The 20,561-nt window shown below is 34.9% G+C and carries 19 protein-coding genes and 2 tRNA genes; 2 read left to right on the forward strand and 19 right to left on the reverse strand.

Annotation, left to right across the window (positions count from 1 at the left end):
• Window positions 1-221: 221 nt before the first annotated feature.
• The 19 genes from GWR14_RS14555 to GWR14_RS14645 form a co-directional block, all read right to left on the reverse strand.
• Window positions 222-1,469, reverse strand: a complete 1,248-nt coding sequence (locus GWR14_RS14555; protein ID WP_163409806.1) for a site-specific integrase — start codon at window positions 1,467-1,469, stop codon at window positions 222-224.
• A gap of 277 nt (window positions 1,470-1,746) precedes the next feature.
• Window positions 1,747-1,831: transfer RNA gene (locus GWR14_RS14560), tRNA-Ser, on the reverse strand.
• Window positions 1,832-1,971: 140 nt separating this feature from the next.
• Window positions 1,972-2,056, reverse strand: a tRNA-Ser gene (locus tag GWR14_RS14565).
• A 140-nt stretch (window positions 2,057-2,196) separates the two neighbouring features.
• Window positions 2,197-2,595 carry an acyl-CoA thioesterase gene (locus GWR14_RS14570; RefSeq protein WP_163395959.1) on the reverse strand — a complete coding sequence of 133 codons (399 nt, stop codon included), beginning with the start codon at window positions 2,593-2,595 and terminating at the stop codon, window positions 2,197-2,199.
• 1 nt (window position 2,596) lies between these two features.
• Window positions 2,597-3,727, reverse strand: coding sequence for a 3,4-dihydroxy-2-butanone-4-phosphate synthase (ribB, locus tag GWR14_RS14575; protein ID WP_163409807.1), 1,131 nt, complete (start codon window positions 3,725-3,727; stop codon window positions 2,597-2,599).
• 6 nt (window positions 3,728-3,733) lie between these two features.
• Window positions 3,734-5,182 carry an LptF/LptG family permease gene (locus tag GWR14_RS14580; RefSeq protein WP_163409808.1) on the reverse strand — a complete coding sequence of 483 codons (1,449 nt, stop codon included), beginning with the start codon at window positions 5,180-5,182 and terminating at the stop codon, window positions 3,734-3,736.
• A gap of 8 nt (window positions 5,183-5,190) precedes the next feature.
• Window positions 5,191-5,883 (reverse strand): LolA family protein, encoded by a 693-nt coding sequence (locus GWR14_RS14585; RefSeq protein ID WP_163409809.1) that lies wholly within the window; start codon window positions 5,881-5,883, stop codon window positions 5,191-5,193.
• Window positions 5,884-5,890: 7 nt separating this feature from the next.
• On the reverse strand, window positions 5,891-8,350 hold the full coding sequence (locus GWR14_RS14590) for a DNA translocase FtsK (protein ID WP_163409810.1): 2,460 nt from the start codon (window positions 8,348-8,350) through the stop codon (window positions 5,891-5,893).
• 20 nt (window positions 8,351-8,370) lie between these two features.
• Complete coding sequence (locus GWR14_RS14595) at window positions 8,371-8,745, reverse strand: diacylglycerol kinase (protein WP_163409811.1); 375 nt, start codon at window positions 8,743-8,745, stop codon at window positions 8,371-8,373.
• Between the two features lie 9 nt (window positions 8,746-8,754).
• Window positions 8,755-9,252 carry a thiol peroxidase gene (tpx, locus tag GWR14_RS14600; protein WP_163409812.1) on the reverse strand — a complete coding sequence of 166 codons (498 nt, stop codon included), beginning with the start codon at window positions 9,250-9,252 and terminating at the stop codon, window positions 8,755-8,757.
• Between the two features lie 637 nt (window positions 9,253-9,889).
• Entirely contained in the window at window positions 9,890-10,147 is a 258-nt protein-coding gene (locus GWR14_RS14605; RefSeq protein ID WP_008462029.1) for a DUF6952 family protein, read from the reverse strand.
• Between the two features lie 109 nt (window positions 10,148-10,256).
• Entirely contained in the window at window positions 10,257-10,565 is a 309-nt protein-coding gene (locus GWR14_RS14610; RefSeq protein WP_031453681.1) for a thioredoxin family protein, read from the reverse strand.
• A gap of 245 nt (window positions 10,566-10,810) precedes the next feature.
• Window positions 10,811-11,449 carry a peroxiredoxin gene (locus tag GWR14_RS14615; protein ID WP_012024184.1) on the reverse strand — a complete coding sequence of 213 codons (639 nt, stop codon included), beginning with the start codon at window positions 11,447-11,449 and terminating at the stop codon, window positions 10,811-10,813.
• A 125-nt stretch (window positions 11,450-11,574) separates the two neighbouring features.
• Window positions 11,575-13,188 carry a glycoside hydrolase family 3 protein gene (locus GWR14_RS14620; protein WP_163409813.1) on the reverse strand — a complete coding sequence of 538 codons (1,614 nt, stop codon included), beginning with the start codon at window positions 13,186-13,188 and terminating at the stop codon, window positions 11,575-11,577.
• A 2-nt stretch (window positions 13,189-13,190) separates the two neighbouring features.
• Window positions 13,191-13,637 (reverse strand): GNAT family N-acetyltransferase, encoded by a 447-nt coding sequence (locus GWR14_RS14625; protein ID WP_163409814.1) that lies wholly within the window; start codon window positions 13,635-13,637, stop codon window positions 13,191-13,193.
• 182 nt (window positions 13,638-13,819) lie between these two features.
• Window positions 13,820-14,161 carry a hypothetical protein gene (locus GWR14_RS14630; protein ID WP_163409815.1) on the reverse strand — a complete coding sequence of 114 codons (342 nt, stop codon included), beginning with the start codon at window positions 14,159-14,161 and terminating at the stop codon, window positions 13,820-13,822.
• Between the two features lie 21 nt (window positions 14,162-14,182).
• Window positions 14,183-15,454: an MFS transporter gene (locus tag GWR14_RS14635; protein ID WP_163409816.1), complete on the reverse strand. Its 1,272-nt coding sequence runs from the start codon at window positions 15,452-15,454 to the stop codon at window positions 14,183-14,185.
• On the reverse strand, window positions 15,441-17,012 hold the full coding sequence (locus GWR14_RS14640) for a glycoside hydrolase family 10 protein (RefSeq protein ID WP_163409817.1): 1,572 nt from the start codon (window positions 17,010-17,012) through the stop codon (window positions 15,441-15,443). The genes GWR14_RS14635 and GWR14_RS14640 overlap by 14 nt, the downstream gene beginning before the upstream one ends.
• A 245-nt stretch (window positions 17,013-17,257) precedes the next feature.
• Entirely contained in the window at window positions 17,258-18,466 is a 1,209-nt protein-coding gene (locus GWR14_RS14645) for an anhydro-N-acetylmuramic acid kinase (protein WP_163409818.1), read from the reverse strand.
• Window positions 18,467-18,671: 205 nt separating this feature from the next.
• Between GWR14_RS14645 and GWR14_RS14650 the strand changes: the two genes are divergently transcribed.
• Window positions 18,672-19,229: a LemA family protein gene (locus GWR14_RS14650; protein ID WP_163409819.1), complete on the forward strand. Its 558-nt coding sequence runs from the start codon at window positions 18,672-18,674 to the stop codon at window positions 19,227-19,229.
• Entirely contained in the window at window positions 19,229-20,182 is a 954-nt protein-coding gene (locus GWR14_RS14655) for a DUF3137 domain-containing protein (protein WP_163409820.1), read from the forward strand. Before GWR14_RS14650 ends, GWR14_RS14655 begins: the two co-directional genes overlap by 1 nt.
• Window positions 20,183-20,561 lie beyond the last annotated feature (379 nt).

The raw sequence follows: 20,561 nt of genomic DNA on the forward strand, positions 1-20,561 counted from the left end.
CTGCATCATCTTCAAATAATGATAACACAGCTTCTAAATTTACTTCTACAATGATATTGTAGACATAAGGTTCTAAACTCTTCTGGTGAAAATGCTTTCTTCATTTTTAATAATTTGAATTTTGAAATTCAAAGATCTTAGTTATCTAATTGAAAAATGTATTTAAATCTATTTTTGTTGTAGCTATATATGAGGATATAAAAATTAAAAAAATAGATAATCTAGCATAATTTCACAAGCAATCCTTTAGTGTCTGATAAAATAAATTTGTTTTTTAATATTTTCATATCCTCACTCACTTTTCTATCCAACACTTTAGCATAATGTTGGGTAGTTCTCAAATTCTTATGTCCAAGCATTTTGCTAACACTTTCAATTGGAACGCCATTTGTAAGCGTTACAGTCGTAGCGAATGTATGTCGAGCAATGTGGAAAGTTAATTCTTTTTCAATTTTACAGATACCTGCAATTTCTTTTAAATAAGCATTCATCTTTTGATTAGAAAGAATAGGGAGTAATTTTTCTTCTCCGACACATTGAGGATGATTCTCATATTTATCAATTATCATTTGAGTAACTGGTAAAATTGGAATTTTTGAAGCACTTTCAGTTTTTTGACGGTGTGTGAAAATCCATTTTTCTCCATCAATTCCAATACTTATATGAGATTTTGTCAAGTTTTTGACATCAATATACGCCAGTCCAGTAAAACAGCTAAAAAGGAATATATCACGAACAAGAGAAAGCCTATCATTCTTTAAATCTTTTTCTATAATATTCTGAACCTCTTCTTCAGTTAAATAAACACGCTCAACCTCTTTAACTTTTGCCTTATAGTTTGCAAAGGGATTTTTTTCCAGCCAATCATTAGCCAAACAAATCTTGATTATTTTACTGAAGTTCTTGATGTATTTTACAGCGGTATTATTAGAGCAGTTTCTAACGCTTCTTAAATAGAATTCGTAATCGGTAATGAAAGCATGGTTTATTTTAGAAATCTCAATATCTGAGATATTGTATTTCCATTCCAAAAACTCAATTGTATGCTTTAAAGAAGTAGTATAACGCTCTAACGTTCCTGGAGCATATTCTTTGCCTACTAACTCTTTTATTTTGTTGTTATGGTCTTGAAAGATAGGGACAAGCATGCGCTGTTTTTCATCAGAGCCAAAAAGCAATTCTTTAAAGTTATCAATATTCAATTCTTGATTCTTATGAATTAGTTCCATTTGAATATCTAATACTTTAGATTTTATTACATCAAGATAACCATTTATTGAACGGGCTTCCTCTGTAGTGCCTTTCATTTTACACGCTTCAGATAGCCATCGGTTAGGTTCTATAAATTTTTTAGTACTGAATTCTGTTCTGATACCATTTACAGTTAGACGGACATAAATTGGAAATTGCCCTTTGGCATTAGCCTTTGAAGATTTTGCATAGAAATGCAGGTTTACTTTCGCTTTCATTTTACTGACTGATTAATTATTTATCAATTTAAATTCTCAATCCAAGCCAAACAAGATGTTTAATGAGTGAACTAGCTATTTAATTCATCTTTGAACCCAGTGTTTGCAAGGGTTAAAGGATTTTAGCGAGACCCTAGATTTCTAGTTTTTTCTAGGGTCTCGATTTAGTCCCTTTAGCGATAAGATTTCTTGAATAATTTGGTATATCAGCAAAAGCAAAAAACCCCGAAAATCATAAGATTTTCGGGGTTTTGACACCATTTAGGATTTTTTTCAGCGGAGAAAGAGGGATTCGAACCCCCGGACCTGTTACAGTCAACAGTTTTCAAGACTGCCGCATTCGACCGCTCTGCCATTTCTCCAGTATGTCGCTATCATTGTCTGATTGCGGGTGCAAATATAGAATGTTTTTTTGATTGTAAAAAATTTTTTGGAAAATAATATACTGCTATTATAAAAAAAAGAAACCCTTTAACAAAAAGTTAAAGGGTTTGAAGTCTTGCGGAGAAAGAGGGATTCGAACCCCCGGACCTGTTACAGTCAACAGTTTTCAAGACTGCCGCATTCGACCGCTCTGCCATTTCTCCAGTATGTCGCAATCCTTTTGTGATTGCGAGTGCAAATATAAGATGCTTTTTCGGTTCTCAAAAACTTTTTCAGTACTTTTTTTAATCTATTTTCAAGTACTTAATTATCAGTGTTTCCGAAAAAGAAAATTTAAAAAAAATTATTCTAAATCGTCTAAAATCGGCGTTGGTTTTTTATTTTCGTCTACTGCTACAAACGAAAAAGTTCCTGAAACTACCGTTTCACGTAATTCAGAATACATTTGCTCCATAAAAATATCGACATGAATTTTACAACTGGTCCTTCCGACACTATCCACTTTTGCTACTAATTCGATTAAAGTCCCTGCCGGAATTGCTTTTTTAAAATCAATCTGACCTGTTGAAATGGTCACTACTTTTTTTCGGCTGAAACGTGTAGCACAAATAAAAGCGACTTCATCCATGAGATGAAGGGCCGTTCCTCCAAATAATGTATCATAATGATTTGTAGTACTTGGAAAAACGGCTTTGAAAATACGAGTTTCAGACTTTATGATTCTTTCCTCTAAAGTCCCCATATTAATAATTTACGTATTCTGTAATTTCCAATCCGTAACCGATCATTCCGACACGTTTTGTCTGCTGGGTATTTGAAACTAATTTTATTTTTGAAATATCAAGATCGTGCAAAATCTGAGCTCCGATTCCGTAATCTTTGGTATCAATAACTACTTTTGGCGCTTTCATTGTTCCTTCAGCCTGTAATGCTTTTAATTCTGAAATTCTGTTTAAAAGATTAACAGCTGTCATATCCTGATTGATGAAAACAACCGCTCCTTTTCCTTCTTCATTAATAATTTTAAACATATCATCCAGCTGCTGATCGACATTATTGGTCAAAGTTCCCAATAAATCGTTATTGACCTGCGAAGAATGGATACGTGTTAAAATAGATTCTCCTAAATTCCAGGTTCCTTTAGTTAAAGCAATATGAATTTGTTTATTTGTAGTCTGCTCATAAGCTCTTAACCTGAATGTCCCAAAACGGGTTTCGATATCAAAGTCTTCTTTTTTAACAATCAGACTGTCGTGCTGCATTCTATAAGCTACCAAATCTTCAATCGAAACTAATTTCAGATTGAATCTTTTAGCCACTTCTACCAATTGCGGTAAACGCGCCATTGTTCCGTCTTCATTCAGGATTTCGCAAATTACCCCTGCCGGTTTAAACCCTGCAAGTCTTGCAAAATCAATAGCTGCTTCTGTATGACCTGTTCTTCTTAATACACCTCCCTGCTTTGCAATTAGAGGAAAAATATGTCCCGGACGTGCCAATTCATGCGGTTTCGTATTTGCATCTATCAATGACAATACTGTTCTTGAACGATCAGCAGCGGAAATTCCTGTACTAACCCCTTTGCCTTTTAAATCAACAGAAACCGTAAAAGCCGTTTCCATATGATCTGTATTATTTGTTACCATGGCACGTAAATCAAGTTCCTTGCAACGACTTTCTGTAAGAGGCGTACAAATTAACCCACGGCCGTGTGTAGCCATAAAATTGATCATTTCAGGAGTTGTTTTTTCGGCTGCTGCCAAAAAATCGCCTTCATTTTCGCGATCCTCATCATCTACTACAATGATTACTTTACCCTGACGAATATCTTCTATAGCTTCCTCAATGGTGTTCAGTTGTATTTTTGTTGACATAATTATTTATTGTTTTTGAGCGTTGGAAAATCGCCCGGAAATTTTTTGAAATACTTGTTGAATAGGTGTTGTTATTGCATCAAAATTGACCAATCCGTTATCATTGGTAGCACGATAAGTCAATAGAATTGCCAAAGGAGACAATATAAACGAAGACATCCAGGCTCCTAAAAACGGGGTCATCCCTCCTTCCTGTGAAAGTCTTTTACCGAATGTATTAATGAAATGAAAGGTAATAAAAATCAATACCGCAAATACAATTGGCAAACCAAGACCTCCTTTTCTGATAATAGCTCCTAGCGGGGCACCGATAAAAAACATTAAAAAACAGGCAAAAGCAATTACAAACTTTTCATAAAGTGATGTAAGATGTTTATTGATGTCACGCTGTTTGTCTTTTAATTCTTTTTGAGTTGACTCAATGGAATAAATGGTACTTGTCAAATTACTGCTGGCCATATCTAAAATCCCTTTCTTCTGCTTATTATCATAAAGTGATAAAAGATTATCTGGAAGCGGCTTTTTCTTTTTAGCATTTGAAGTCAGAACCGGTTTTGACAACCCTACTCTTTGGTTTATATTTTCAGTAAAGGAAACCACTTCATTATCCCTGTTTTTATTTAATGAATCCAGTGTGTATCGCAACTCACTAACATTCAACATAGTACTTGTACTGTTAATATTTTCATTTTCAGTATCTACTTTATTCAATTCTGACAAATCAATATTGATGATTTGCTTTTTAAATGCCCCTTTTACAAAAGGCAATTTGGCTCTGTCTTCGTATTTTTTTGGAGTAACATCCTGATAATAATAACCGTCATTAAGCACCAATTTTAAAATACTCGACTTTTCACTGCTTATCAATTCTCCATTCTTCGCTTTTATAACTGTCTTGCTTTCCCCCATATTTGTGGGTTTCTCATGTATGGTCACACCTGTTAAAAGGTTGCCGTTTTCGCCTGATTTTTTGTTAACCTTGATATTATAAAACCCTACATCATTAAACTGACCTTCGGCAATCGCCATTGCCGGTTTGGCCTGAGCAATATTCTTCCGGAAATTTATAAATTTATATTCCGCATACGGAATTACGTTATTGGAAAACCAAAAAGCAACAATACTTAATACAAAGATGAAAATAACCAAAATTCTCATCGCTCTCTGCAGGGAAATTCCTGAAGATTTCATTGCTGCAAACTCATAGTTCTCTGCCAGATTACCAAAAGTCATTATGGAAGCCAGCAAAACCGACAAAGGCAGTACAAGCGGAATGATCCTAGGCATTGAAAAAAGAAGGAATTTTACAACCAGTATCAAATCCAGGTCTTTTCCGGCCAGTTCAGAAATAAAAAGCCAGACTGTCTGCAGTATGAATATAAAAAAAAGGATTACAAATACCGTAGTAAATGTAATCAGAAATGTTTTTAATAAATATTTGTCTAAAATTTTCAACCTCGTAATTAATCTAATTTATTGATGTAGTATTTTGGATATTTACTCGCTACAAAGGTAAATTGATTTTTTGATAAAGGCTGATTGGTTTTAAAAGAATTAACGGTTAAAGTCGTTTTTGTTCCGTTTTTTCCAGTTTCAATCAAGTTATAAATGTGTTTTGTCTGAACATCTACACCTAAAAGAATTTCTTTTCTTTGATCCTTTCCACTGGTTGGCACTAATTTGATGTACTGAATTTTTCTTCCCTTAACATTCTGAACAATATCCATATTGTATTTGTATCCGGAATTGAAAAAAGTAAGCATTTTTGAAGGCGTAACAGCGTTATCGTCTTTCTCGTTTACTTTAGAAATCGTAACTTCCTCATCTTCGGGAACAATAGTATATGTTTTTTGCCCGTCAAATATTTTAGTAACTCCCATGAAATTCAACACATACTGATTCCCTTTCATTACCACATTTCCCTTACTGTCCTGATTGATATTTTCTTTGGCGTTATTCAACGAATATTTAAAATCAATCGAAATGTTGTCATAACTTTTAATCTTGGCCGTAACCTCGTTCAATAAATCTTTAGCTTTCTTATCCTGAGCCTGAATAACATTAAAGCTCAAAAAAAGTAAAACTGTCATTTTAAGACACTTTTTACTCATTTTTGCGATAGAATTGTTTTTGATTTCTTGAAATTTTGTTTTCATGATGGTTTTAATTTTGTTCATTATTAAAAAATTGGTCAAGAGCACTTAAATCAGATATATTAACAGTTCGGGCTTTACTTCCTTCAAAAGCCCCAACAATTCCGGCTGCTTCGAGCTGATCAATTAAACGGCCAGCCCTGTTGTAACCTAATTTTAACTTTCTTTGCAATAAAGAAGCTGAGCCCTGCTGTGCATTTACAATTATCTCGGCAGCCTCTCTAAATAAAGTATCTCTTTCGGAAATATCCATATCAAGATTAATGCCAGTTTCTTCTCCGACAAACTCCGGAAGCAGATAAGCCGTGGCATATGCTTTTTGTGAACCTATAAAATCAGTAATTTTTTCAACCTCAGGCGTATCAATAAAAGCACACTGAACACGAATTACATCATTCCCGTTTGAATACAACAAATCTCCCCTACCTATTAACTGATCTGCTCCCTGAGTATCCAAAATAGTTCTGGAGTCAATCTTTGAAGTTACCCTAAAGGCAATTCTGGCCGGGAAATTGGCCTTAATCAAACCGGTAATTACATTTACCGAAGGCCTTTGCGTAGCAATAATTAAGTGAATACCAATCGCACGCGCCAACTGAGCCAGACGGGCAATCGGAATTTCAACTTCTTTTCCGGCAGTCATAATTAAATCAGCAAACTCATCCACCACCAAAACGATGTATGGCAAAAACCTATGACCGGCTTCCGGATTTAATTTTCTTGACTTGAATTTTTCGTTGTATTCCTTAATATTACGAACCATCGCATCTTTCAATAAAGAATAACGATTGTCCATTTCGGTACAAAGCGAATTTAAGGTATTAACCACTTTTGCATTATCCGTAATAATAGCATCTTCTGTATCAGGAAGTTTGGCTAAATAATGTCTTTCAATTTTATTAAAAAGCGTAAGTTCTACTTTTTTAGGGTCAACCAAAACGAATTTTACTTCTGCAGGATGTTTTTTATATAAAAGCGAAGTTAAAACCGCATTTAACCCTACAGATTTTCCCTGTCCAGTTGCCCCCGCCATCAGTAAGTGCGGCATTTTGGCTAAATCAACCACGAAAGTTTCGTTTGAAATGGTTTTTCCTAATGCAATTGGCAGTTCCATTTCAGCTTCCTGGAACTTCGCAGCTCCGATAACACTTTTCATAGAAACCATTGTTGGGTTTTTATTCGGAACCTCAATACCGATAGTACCTTTTCCAGGAATTGGCGCAATAATACGAATTCCTAAAGCTGATAAAGACAATGCGATATCATCTTCTAAACTTTTAATTTTAGAAATCCTGATTCCGGCTTCTGGAACAATTTCATATAAAGTTACCGATGGTCCAACGGTAGCTTTAATTTGTGCTATTTCAATTTTGTAGTTACGAAGTGTGTCTACAATTTTATTTTTATTTTCTTCTAATTCTTCCTGATTGATTGTAATTCCTCCTGTCGAATATTCTTTTAATAAATCAATCGTCGGGAATTTATAATTGGATAAATCCAAAGTCGGATCAAATAATCCGAAATCTGCAACTAAACGTGATGCCAAATTTTCTTCAATAATATCTTCTTCTTCCGCTTTTTCTATAACAAATTCTTCGTTATGATGAAACGGTGTTTCTGTAACCGGATTAATATTCATTTCAACCGGCTTTAAAACTGGATTTAAATCAAGTTCTGATGCATGAGAGATAGTCGGTTTTAAAGCTTCTTTATTGATTTCGAATTGGCTATCAACCGTTTTAAGGTGTATATTGTCTAATTCAGGATCTTCTTCTTCCTCAATAGCAAATTCCTCTAAATTATAAGCACTTTCAGGCTGTTCCGGCTGAGTTGGTTTAACAGCATTTAATTCTGATTTTAACTCATTTTTAGCAGAATCAAAATAAGACTGGATTTTTTCCGGTGATACTTTGATTTTGAAAATCAGGTAAACGATTAATCCAAAAACCAATGTTAGTAAAGTCCCCGTTTTTCCGATATAATCCTGCAGAAAAAGATTGAGTTCGTAGCCAATTACGCCTCCTAATTCCGGAGCTGAAGTGGCAAAAAAGCCAAATAAAACAGACACGATTATAACGGCAAACAAATCCCAAAACCAGGTGTTTTTTAGTTTTGTAACAGAAAGTTCCAATGCCAAAAACATTCCGGTTAGGAAAAACAAACGTACAAAGACGAACGAAGCAATTCCGAAACCTTTATATACAATCAAGTCAGCAAGATAGGCCCCGAATTTCCCCAGCCAGTTCTGTACCACCTCCGAGCGGTCATCTAAATGACTGACTGCACTTTGGTCAGCCTGCCATTGTCCGTTAACATAAAAGGAAATAAATGCTACTAATAATGCAATAGAAAACAACACCAAAAGACAGCCAAAAACAATTTTTTGCTGTTTGGATAACTTCCAAGATTTTTTAGATTCATCTTTTGGCCCGCTTTTTTTATCTGAAGTTTCTTTTTTTGTTTTTGCCATTCCTGCGTATCCTGTTTTGCCTATATAAATTTTGGTATATAAATAATCAAGCCTATTGCTATTGCTGTCATTGCGGCAAAAAATACTGCTCCGGCAGCAATATCTTTAATGAATCCGATTTTTTCATGATAACTTGGATGAATAAAATCGGCAACTTTTTCTACAGCTGTATTCAACCCTTCTACACTTAATACAAGACCAATTGCAAAGATCTGAAAAAGCCATTCCTCGTGAGAAATATTGAAATAAAAACCGGCAATGGTCATTAGTATTCCAAGTGAAAACTGTACCATAACACTATGTTCGGTACTTATTAATTTAACAGCTCCCTTAAAAGCGTATGTTACGCTTTTAAGTCGGCCCTTAACAAATGTATTGTCTTTTTGAAATTCCATTTAATGGGATTATAATGCTGCTAAAGCTGCTTCGTAATTTGGTTCGTTTGCAATTTCAGCAACTTGTTCTGTATGAAGCACTTTTCCGTCAGCGTCAACTACGATGATAGCTCTTGAAAGCAAGCCTTTTAAAGGTCCGTCAACAATGTCTAAACCATTTGCTTTACCGAAAGAACCTTCCTGAAAATCTGATAAGTTTACAACATTTTCTAAACCTTCTGCTCCACAAAAACGTTTTTGAGCGAAAGGTAAATCTCTTGAAATACACAAAACAGTTGTATTTTCTAATCCGCTTGCACTTTCGTTGAATTTTCTAACAGATGTAGCGCAAGTTCCTGTATCAACACTTGGGAAAATGTTTAAAACTAATTTTTTACCAGCAAAGTTACTTAAAGAAGCAACTGATAAATCGTTTTGTACTAAATTGAAATCAGCTAATTGTGATCCAACTGCCGGTAATTCACCTGATGTGTTTACAGGATTTCCTCCTAAAGTTATTGAAGCCATGATTTTTGTTTAAAATTAATGAGGTTCAAAAGTAAGGATTAATATTTGAATCTAAAAGTATTTGTTATGGGTTTAGGGATAGGAAAATTGTGATTTTTGGATAGCCACGAATTCACGAATTTATTTAAATATTTTAAATTTTAGTCCCGAAGCCCCGGGATAAATTTTAGTTTTATTCCGTCTGTCAGGCTGAGCGGAATCAAAGCTTACGTAAGCAGCACAGTAAACTTAAGTCACTAATCTTTATGAAATTACTTTGGCGGGCTTCGACTCCGCTCAGCCTGACAATTTTTTGTCAATAACTATAAAACGTCTATTGAAACCTTTTGCCTGCGAGAGGGATGGGAGCTGGCTACCGAAGTAGCGCAGACAGCCCGACAGCATCCCGATAAGAGGGCGAATATACACAAAGAAAGTCTGCCCTCTTATCGGGATGGTGGCTCGCCCAAAATAATTAGATAATCTGGCAATTAGACAATTGATTATGATTTTATCGATTTACTTTGCGGGGCTTCGACTCCGCTCAACCTGACAAATATTGTGTGAAAACTGCGACTTAATACTGTAATCTAAAAAAGCGCCTCGCAGAACGAAACGCTTTTCAGTCATATTTTTTTTATTTGAAAAAGAGGTCGATTTATTTATCGATTGAGCCTAATACACGTTTCATGAACGTATTTAGTGCTTCTTTTTTGTCAGTTCCCTGAGCAACTAACTTTTGTACTTCAAGAGCACCGTACATGTTGGAAATCAATTCGCCGATTACATCTAATTCTTCGTCTTTTAATGACGGAATTTCGGTCATCGCTTCCAGAACTTCGATCGTTTCTATAATATAATCCTGATCGTTTTCTTCGATAAATTGCGTTAAATGCTTTATTACTGGTAATTTCATAGTTTAGACTTCTTAGATTTTTAGACATTCTTAGACTTCTTAGACTTTTTTAAAGATTTAGGCAACTTATAAGAAGTCTAAAAGTCTAAGCCAGTCTAACGATCTAAATTTAAGCAATTGCGTTTACAAGATCGATTAAAACTTCTTGTTTGTTAGTCTGCGTTTCGCCAACTAATTGTCCGTTTACGAAAGTTGCGAATGTTGGCAGGTTGCTTACATTAGCTAATTTTCTAGATTCAGGAGCATTTTCTGCATCAACCAAAACAAAAGTGATAGCTTCATTTTCTGTTGCTAATTTTTTGAATTTTGGTTTCATAATACGGCAATTTCCACACCATGAAGCTGAATATTGTACTACTACTTTTTCGTTTTTAGCAACTAAATCTGCTAACGTATCTTCGTTTAAGTCGATTAACATGTTTTTTGTTTTTAAGGTGCTAAGCCGCTGAGGCGCTAAGGTTCTAAGTTTTTTAGCCCTTAGTCCATAAAATGACTTAACGTTAAAATTATTTTTGTGAGATCTAAAGTCATCAAGGTTCTAAGATTCTAAGTTTTAATCTTAGAACCCGATAACTATATTGTAGAATTTTTATTTAAGATTTAAAGTTCAGTAAAAAAGCTTAGCGCCTTAGTATCTTAGAACCTCAGAACCTTAAAAAAGAATTAGTTTGCGCTTAAGTATTCAGCAGTACTGATTCTGTCAGCAGACATAGCTTCTTTACCAGCTTCCCAGTTTGCAGGACAAACTTCACCTTTAGTCTGGATGTGTGTGTAAGCATCAACCATTCTTAAGTATTCGTTTACGTTACGTCCTAATGGCATATCGTTTACGCTTTCGTGGAAGATTTTTCCAGTCTCGTCGATTAGGTAAGTAGCTCTGTAAGTTACGTTTGAACCTTCGATGATAACTGAATCAGTATCTTCGCTGTAGCTTGTAGATTCGATATCAAGAATACCTAAAATGTTAGCTAAGTTACGGTTTGTATCAGCTAAGATTGGGTAAGTAACACCTTCGATTCCACCATTGTTTTTTGGAGTATTTAACCAAGCAAAGTGAACTTCGTTTGTATCACAAGAAGCACCAATTACGATAGTATTTCTTTTCTCAAATTCTGGTAATGCAGCCTGAAAGGCGTGTAATTCTGTTGGACATACAAAAGTAAAATCTTTTGGGTACCAAAATAAAAGTACTTTTTTATTGTTGTTTACTGCTTCTTCAAAAATGTTGATTTTTAAATTGTCACCCATTTCAGAGATAGCATCTACTGCAATACTTGGGAATTTTTTTCCTACTAAAGACATAATTTTCGTTTTACGTTAAATATTTATTTCTGGTGCAAAAGTAGGACACAAGTGCAGGTTTTCACAATAAGATGTGATTATTAATATTTATAAGTTGATAAATTTTGACTATTTTATGCTTTAACTTACTGAATTTCAATATTTACTGGCAAAACGCCATTTGAAGTATTTTTTGCTAAAAATTGAATTCCTGCCGTTTTTTGAAATTCTTCGAAATCCTGATACGCTTCAACCAGTCCCGAGGCTTTTTTAAGATTCGGAATTAATGGCAAAGAATACGGATTTCCAAAAACGTAAATGATGCATTTTTTAGATTCAAGTAAATCTGAAAGTAAGTCTAAAACTTCGTTGTCAATTTCGAAATTATTTAAAGGTTTTGCTTTTGGAACAAATAATGAAATCAAAATCGTTTCAAATTTTTCTAATTCATTTTTAATGGATGAAATATCCGAAACTTCTAAATTTTCAAAAGCAAATTCCGGTGAAGGCAGTTTTGTATTTAAAGTTTTGAAAAATGTGTTCTCGGTATTTTTATATAAACTCAGTTTAGCTAATTTGTTGTTGTTCTGAGCTTCAAAAGCTAATTCTGTGCTTGAGTTATCAATAATAGTTGTAATTGCATTTTGAGCAATTTCCAAGTTTAATTTTGATGTTCTTTCGAAATCTAATTCGCCAGAAATAGTTGTGTTTCCAGAAAGAATTCCCACTTTTTCTTTGGCTCTCATGATTCGGTTATAACTTTCGAAAATACGGTCCGGTGAAGCATTTTTATAGATGGCTTCAATTCCTTCCGGCACATTTTCGGCAAAACATAAAACATCATTTCCCGCGTTGAAAGCTTCCCATTCTAATTGCCCTTTGGTTTCGTATAATTTAGAAACGCTGTGCATATTTAAAGCATCAGAAATTACTAAACCATCATAACCTAATTTATCACGCAATAAATCCTGAATAACTGCTTTTGATAACGTTGCAGAGGTATCTTTTCCGTCATTTAAACTCGGAACGGCCAAATGTCCAATCATAATTGAATCGACATTGTTTTCGATTCCTTTGATGAAAGGATATAATTCGTTTTCCATCAATTCTTCCAGAGTTTCCTTTAAAACTGGTAATCCTAAATGCGAATCGACGTTCGTATTCCCGTGTCCTGGAAAATGCTTCAGACAGCCTAAAACGCCAACTTCCGACATTCCGTTTAAATATTCAACAGCAAAATTGGCTACTTTTTGTTTATTTTCACCAAAAGAGCGATAACCAATAACAGGATTGTTTGGATTGTTGTTGATATCTGCCAATGGCGATAAATTATACTGAATTCCAGCCGCTTTTAAATCTAATCCAATTTGTTTTCCAACTTCATAGACTAAGTTGGATTTGTTTTCTGGTAAAGCGCCAAGTGTAATTGCATAAGGGTATTGCGGTGTTTTTTCGATACGCATAGCCAAACCCCATTCTGCATCAATGCTGATTAAAAGTGGCGTAGTAGCGGCTTTTTGATAACGAGCAATCAGTGCTTTAATTTTTTCGTAGCTGTCGTCATTAAAAACAACTTTTTTCTTGCTTTCGTAATTGGTTGCAGCACTCGCACGACTGTGAAAAAAGGTCAGTCCGCCAATATTATGTTCTTTTATAAGACGTTCCATTTCCTGAATATTTTCCTCTGTATCGTTGATGAATACGGCTGGGAAGAAAAATTGTCCTATTTTTTGTCGTAATGCTTCGGCTGTGATTTTCATTATTATAAAGTCTTTTTCATGCAGACACTATTATCTATTTCCTCGTAAGGGGGATAATTCGGAATTATGGTGTATTGTAATTTTTGATATAAGTTGATGGCTTCGGGCTGGTTTTTTCCGGTTTCCAGAATGGTATAAGTATATCCTACTTCTTTTGCCCAGATTTCGAGTTCTTTTAAAACGGCTGAAGCAATTCCTTTTTTTCTATGATCCGGATGCACATACATTCGTTTGATTTCTGTTGTGCCTGGAACTTTTTCGCGAAAAGCGCCACAGCCAACCGGAACTCCGTTTTCATAATAAACGATCGTATGTTTTATTTTATCAATTTTATTAAACTGATTGTAAAACGCATGATCTTCTCCGTCTCTAATCGCTAAATCCTGATCTAATAAAGCTACCAGTTTTATAAAATCGGGATCATCTGAATTTGTTCGCTTTATACTCATGATTTAGAATATTTAGATTAGTGTCGTTTAATTTTCTAACACATAGAAACATAGTATTTAGTTCTTGGAAAAGGCGCTTCACTTGATTTAAATACACATAGCTATGTGTTGAGAAACGAGTTTCTCTTTTTTTGTTCTTTTTACACAAAAAACTATGTTTCTATGTGTTTAAAAGGATGTTTTTATTTCAACTTTGCTTTTTTCTGTTTAGCCAATTGTTTTTTGGTTTCAACAGCTTTTTCTAATCGGTTTTTAAAGCGAAAGAGTTTTGGAAGTCCTTCTAACCGGTCTTCAATTGTGATTTCTTCGTAAACAATAATTGCTTTTTCTAAAACACGAATTTCGTTTTCCAGATCCAGTTGGTTTTTATAAATATTGGCCAATCTGTCGTAAGGATGATTTCCTTTAAAGCTTTCAGCTACATTTTCTTCATACAATTCAATTGCTTTTTCAAGATTTCCGGTTTTTTCGAACTCAGTTCCTTTCAGGTTGCGTTCGGCCTGCAAATTTTCATTGATTTCCATAGGTAAAGTTTGATTTGGGGGTTAAACTTCTTCTGATTTTTTTCCGAAATCTTTCGGAAAAATTAAAAAACGTGATAAAATAAGACCTGGAATTGTAGCTAAGAAAACCCATATAAAGAAGTTTTGATAGCCCAAATATTGTTGTATAAATCCGCTCAACATTCCCGGCAGCATCATTCCCATAGCCATAAAACCGGTTGCCAGTGCATAATGTGCTGTTTTTGATTCCCCTTCGGCAACGTGAATTAAATACATCATAAAAGCTGTAAATCCAAAGCCATAACCGAATTGTTCTAAAATCACTACTGCATAAATGTAATAAATTGATGCTGGGTGGAAGAATGCTAATAAAATGAAACCAATTATTGGTAAATGCATTGCTAAAAACATCGGAAACATCCACTTGGTAAGACCTTGTTTAGAGATTGCAATTCCGCCCAAAATACCTCCCAGAGTTAATGCCCCAACACCAAATGTTCCGTAAATTATTCCAACTGCTTCTGTATCCAGCCCCATTCCGCCTAATTCTTTTCCATCAAGCAGAAACGGGCTTAACATTTTAAGCAACTGCGATTCTCCCAGCCTGAAAACCAGAATAAAAGCCAAAATTAATCCGATTTGCTTTTTCTTAAAAAAACTAATAAAAATGGTTCCGAAGTTTTGATGATGATGCGCTTGTTTATCTTCGGCAGCGTTGATTTCGTTTTTAGGCGTAAAAATGAAATTGTATATCGTGATGAAAGTCATTAACAACCCAACAGCAATCATCGTGTAAGACCATGCTTTTGTATTGTCACCATATTTATGTTCCAGATAACCCGCAAAAAGTACAATTAATCCGTTTCCGGCCAGCATCGAAAGTCTGTAAAAAGTACTTCTGATTCCGAGAAAAAAAGACTGTTGTTCTTTTGGTAAAACCAATAAATAAAAACCGTCACTGGCAATATCATTCGAAGCCGAAGCAAACGCTGCAACCCAGAATATAGCTAAGGTCATCATAAAAAATCCGTTTATCGGAATCGTAAATCCGACCAGCAAAAACGCAATTGAAATCAATAACTGCATTGCTAAAAACCATTTCCTTTTGGTCCCTGTCAGTTCGATAAATGGACTCCATAATGGTTTTATAACCCATGGAAGGTATAACAAACTGGTATAAACTCCAATATCTTCATTTGAGATTCCAAGGTTTTTGTACATAATTACCGAAACTGAAATAATTACGGCATACGGCAATCCTGAAGCGAAGTTTAGAAGCGGAATCCAAAACCACGGTTTGTTATCTGTTTTCATTTGGCTGAGCTGGTGAATAGGTTTTAAATGTCTTTTTTAAGTCTATAATCGTTGGGGTACTTTCGTTTGCAAAATAGTCGATAAACGTTACCGCACAGGCTTTATACTGATTCAGTTTTCCTGCAGGGAGAGAAAAAGAAATTGTTCCTTCGTTTTCGTTTGTCCTTACCTTCTCAACAATCTGTCTGGCATCGTTAATATCGATTCTCGAAATATGATCGGCTCCGTAAACTACCATGTATCTCACTTTGGTATTGAGCGGGGATTTAATCTTAAATGTATAACGTAAACTGTCTTTTGCATATTCATTAACAAAAGGAGTATCGATAATTACACGTTTTAAATTGGGAACTGCAGCAGGTAGAGCAGGGTATTTATATTGATTCTCTTCTAAATGACGCGTAATATCAAAGTTCTTATCCATAAACCATTTGGCGCTGAAATAAGCACTTCCGGAAACATTTTTAAAGCTTCTGGCAAAATCAATCTGAGTTGGGATTTCACTGGCAAAATTCCAGCTCTTATCACTGTCACCTCTAATTTTATACGATGCGTGACCTATATAAACAGCAGTTTTTTTCGAATTCTCTGACCACCATTTCACCAATTTCGAGTAAGAAGCTACACGATTGTTCATACTCCAATACAATTGAGGCAGGATATAATCAATCCAGTTTTGGTCCATCCATAAAAGCGGATCTGCGTATAAATCGTCATAATTTGACATCGACTGGGTATCGGAGCCTCTCGGGTCAACTGATTTGTTTCGCCAAACCCCAAATGGACTGATTCCGAACTGTACCCAGGGTTTGCTTGCTTTTATAGTAGTAGAAATAGTGTGAACGAAGTTGCTCACATTTGCACGACGCCAATCGGCAAGGCTTAAACCTGCTCCATATTTTTTGTAGGATGCCGTGTCGTTAAAAACTTTTCCGGGAACAGCATACGGATAAAAATAATCATCAAAGTGTATCGCATCGATGTCGTATTTATCTACTACTTCTTTTACCACTTTCGTCAAATGTGTCTGAACTTCAGGCAAAGCAGGATCGTAATACAATTTTCCTCCGTATTCGATCATCCATTCCGGGTGTTTGAATACATCATGAGTCGGACTCAAAAGGTTTTTATTTAAATCGAAAGTAGCACGGTACGGATTCATCCAGGCATGAAATTCAAAACCTCTGTTATGTGCCTCTTCAATCATCCAGGCCAATGTATCGTAATACGGACTTGGAGCCTGACCTTCTTTACCTGTTAAAAAACGGGACCAGGGCGCCAATTGTGTTGGATATAAAGCATCTCCAACACTTCTAATCTGAACAATTACAGCATTGTAATTCAGTTTTTTATATATTTCTAAAATTTCAATATAATCTGCCTTTTCTTTCTCAACCTTGTCTGTGGCTGTTTTAGGCCAGTCGATATTGACAACCGTTGCAATCCAGACACCTCTAAATTCGTTTTTAGGATGCTTTGCTTTTTCCTGAGAACTGACGTTCCATCCAAAGAAAAGTAAAAATATGATAGAGAATATTAGGTGCTGATTTTTATGCATTTCAATCTTTTTTTAACAGAATCCAAAAATAGTTTTTTTAACCGATTATAATCAATAATTGAGAAATTATAATTTTAACGATATGAATTTGATTTTCATATAATTATTTTGGTTTTCTTCACAATTAGCTTTGATTTAATCGAATGCTTTATTCTTATAATGCTTTCAAACACATAGATACATAGTTTTCTTTGTGTATAAAGACGTTTCACTTGCTTAAAAACACATAAGCTATGTGTTAAAAATTAGTCCGGAAACGAGATTTTCCCCATTGTGACTGATGGAATACCTTTGCTGTTTCCGAAATTATAATCTCCTCCTGCAACGGTTTCGTTTGCCAAAAGCGCAAATAAAACCGCTTCTTTTGCATCGCTTAAAATCCCAAGATCATTGCTGGTATGAAACTGGCAAGGCAATAATTCCTTTAGCCATTTTACCAGTAACGGATTGTTAGTCCCGCCTCCTGACATGTAAATATGGAAATCTTCAGCCTGAATCTGAGTGTTTTTTATCGTGAAATAAATTGCTTCCGCAATAGTTTCGGCACTTAAGCGTGTTAAAGTCGCCAGCAAATCTGATGCCGAAATGGCTGCCAAATCTAATTTAACCAAAGCCGACTGTACAAAATCGAAATTAAATAACTCCTGACCAATTGTTTTCGGGAAGCTTTTCTGAAAAAAATTATCTTTTTTGAGTTCGCTTAAAAGTTCCTGATTTATGGTTCCCTGCTGTGCAATTTCGGCATCTTTGTCGTAGCTTTTTTCAGGAAAATAATGTTTGGTATAAATATCAATTAAGGTATTTGCAGTTCCGGTATCGGTTACAAAAACCTCTTCGGCGTTTAATGAGGCCGGCAGATAAGTGTAATTTGCGATTCCACCCATGTTGAGCATGATGCGGTTTTCGCCTTTTTTACCGAATAATAAATAATCCCCATACACCGCCAAAGGCGCTCCTTCGCCACCCGCTGCAACATGTTTTTGCCTAAAATCGGATAGTGTGATAATTCCGGTTTTTACGGCTATATGATCACCGTCTCCAATTTGCAAAGTCGCATTAGGAAATTTTTCCTGCTGATGCAAAAACTTAGGAGCATGTAAAACCGTCTGTCCGTGTGAGGCAATCAGATCGACTTCGTTTCCAAGAATATTCCATTTGGCAAGACTGTCATTAATCATTTCGCTATGCAAAATTCCGATCCATTCATTGAGCAGCGCCAAAAGCTGAAAATCGATTGTTTTTTGAGCAAAAACTTTTCTGATTTCAGTTTTAATATCTTCTGAGTAAGGGATGGTTTCAAATTCCAGAATGGTAACGTTTGTATTTTCGCCCGCTCCCGAAATTTCACACAAAGCAATATCCAGCCCGTCAAGCGAAGTTCCGGACATTAAACCGAGTATTTTTCGGGTTGGTTTTTGGGCGATGTTGTAGAGAGCGGTTATGTTTTTGTTCATTTGAAATTAGTTTTAAAGAAGCTTTGTATTGGTAACGCTAAAATCATATTTATTTTGGGGATAAAGTTATATTTTTTAGTCAATTTTTAGTTGAAATATCAAATTTTCAACATTCAAATTTGTGCCTAAATCTAAAAAAATAAAGAGCAAAACTTATTTCCTTTTCTATATATTTGCCCGTAATCAATTTTAAAAAAAATAAACCATGATTGTTATTTTAGGATTTTTTGTTTTCCTTTTGATTTTTGGAATCTCAATTTACAATTCCCTTATCTTAAAAAGAAATCAGGCTGTTAGTGCTTTCTCTGCTATTGATGTAATGCTGAAAAAACGTTTTGACCTGATTCCAAACCTTGTTGAATTGGTAAAACAATACATCAATCATGAACAAGGTACTTTAACCAAAATAGCAGAGCTACGCTCCAAAGCTACTTCAGGGGGGGTGACAGACAACGAAAAAACGAGTTTAGATGCCGAATTAAGCAGGGCAGTAAAGGGCTTAATGGTAACGGTCGAAAATTACCCTGATTTAAAAGCCAATACCAATTTCTTAAATTTGCAAACTACCTGGACAGAAAGCGAAGAACAAATCGCTGCTGCAAGAAGAACCTACAATGCTGTAGTAACTGACTATAATAATACAATTATGACGTTTCCGCGCAATTTGTTTGCCGGAATGCTAGGTTTTACCAAAACTGATGTACTGGCAACACCCGAAGAAGAACGTAAAAACATTAGTGCAAAAGAGCTTTTCAATAATTAATGAATTCAGAAATTAATCACATTGCAGGCTTTCAGGAAGCTCTGAATACATTAGAAATTGACCGAAAAATAATATCCAAAAACCGTAAATTATCCAATATAATAACGGGTCTTGCCTTTATAACTGCAGTGATATGGCTAATAATTAAATTTCATACTTTAGTACTTTTAGGTTTTTTTTTCGTTTACGGAATTATTCGTTCTGCCATACGCATTAAAACAGAAAATGATATACAAAAATATAAAGCTGTCTACAAAACGAATATTGTAACACCGGCACTAAAAAATGTCAATGAAAATTTAGTTTTTACACCACAAAGTGGAATTTCAGATTGTGAATTTATAAGTTCTGAACTTTTTACCACTAGACCGGATCGTTGTAATTCACAGGATTTAATAACCGGAACGATTGATGAAACTTCTTTTTATTTTGCAGAGGTTCATGCCGAGTATAAAATAGAAAGCGAAAACAAAAAGCATACAAAATGGTATAACATTTTCAAGGGAATTGTTTTTATTGCTGATTTTAATAAAAACTTTAGTACTTCGACGGTAGTACGTCCAAAAAATGCTTTAGATGATATTAGTTCTTGGCTTTCCAAAAACATTTTGAGTTTTGGCAATACTGATAAAGTGCAATTAGAAAATATAGAATTTGACAGCAAATTTGTAACGTATTCCAAAAACCAAATTGAAGCAAGATATATTCTGACACCTGCGATGATGGAGAGAATTCTGGCTTTAAACCGTAAATCTGACGAGACAATTTCAATTTCGTTTATAGATTCTAAAATGTATATCGCCTTTCCGTTATCTCACAATTACTTTGAAGCGCCTATTAGCACTTCGCTTTTAGTTCCTGATTTGCTTAAAGCTGATCTTTCTATCGTTCAGTTTATGCAGGATATTGTTCATGAACTGGATTTGAATACGAGAATTTGGGGGAAGGAATAAAACACTACCCTAACTAGCGCTCGTTTACCAACAAATCTGGTGCTCGATTGCATCGAGTACCTACTTATATTATGTAACCTAAACGTAGCGTTTGCAACGCGGGTAATTAAAGAAAGTTTTCTATAAAAGTGAAATGGTACAGTCCGCTTTCATTAGATTATTTTGTGTCCTGAATATCCGCGTTGCAAACGCTTTGCTTTAGTGTTCAAAAGAAAGTAGGTACTCGATGCAATCGAGCACCAGAATTATTAATATTCGAGTAAATGAATTCAATTACTAAAATGCGTAGTTGGAGAGTTTATGTTATTGCAGGAATTGGAATTCTTGCAATGTTATATGAAATATTTAAACGAATTTATCTATTTATATTTCACTAAAT

The sequence above is a fragment of the Flavobacterium ajazii genome (assembly GCF_010614725.1).
Taxonomy (GTDB): domain Bacteria; phylum Bacteroidota; class Bacteroidia; order Flavobacteriales; family Flavobacteriaceae; genus Flavobacterium; species Flavobacterium ajazii.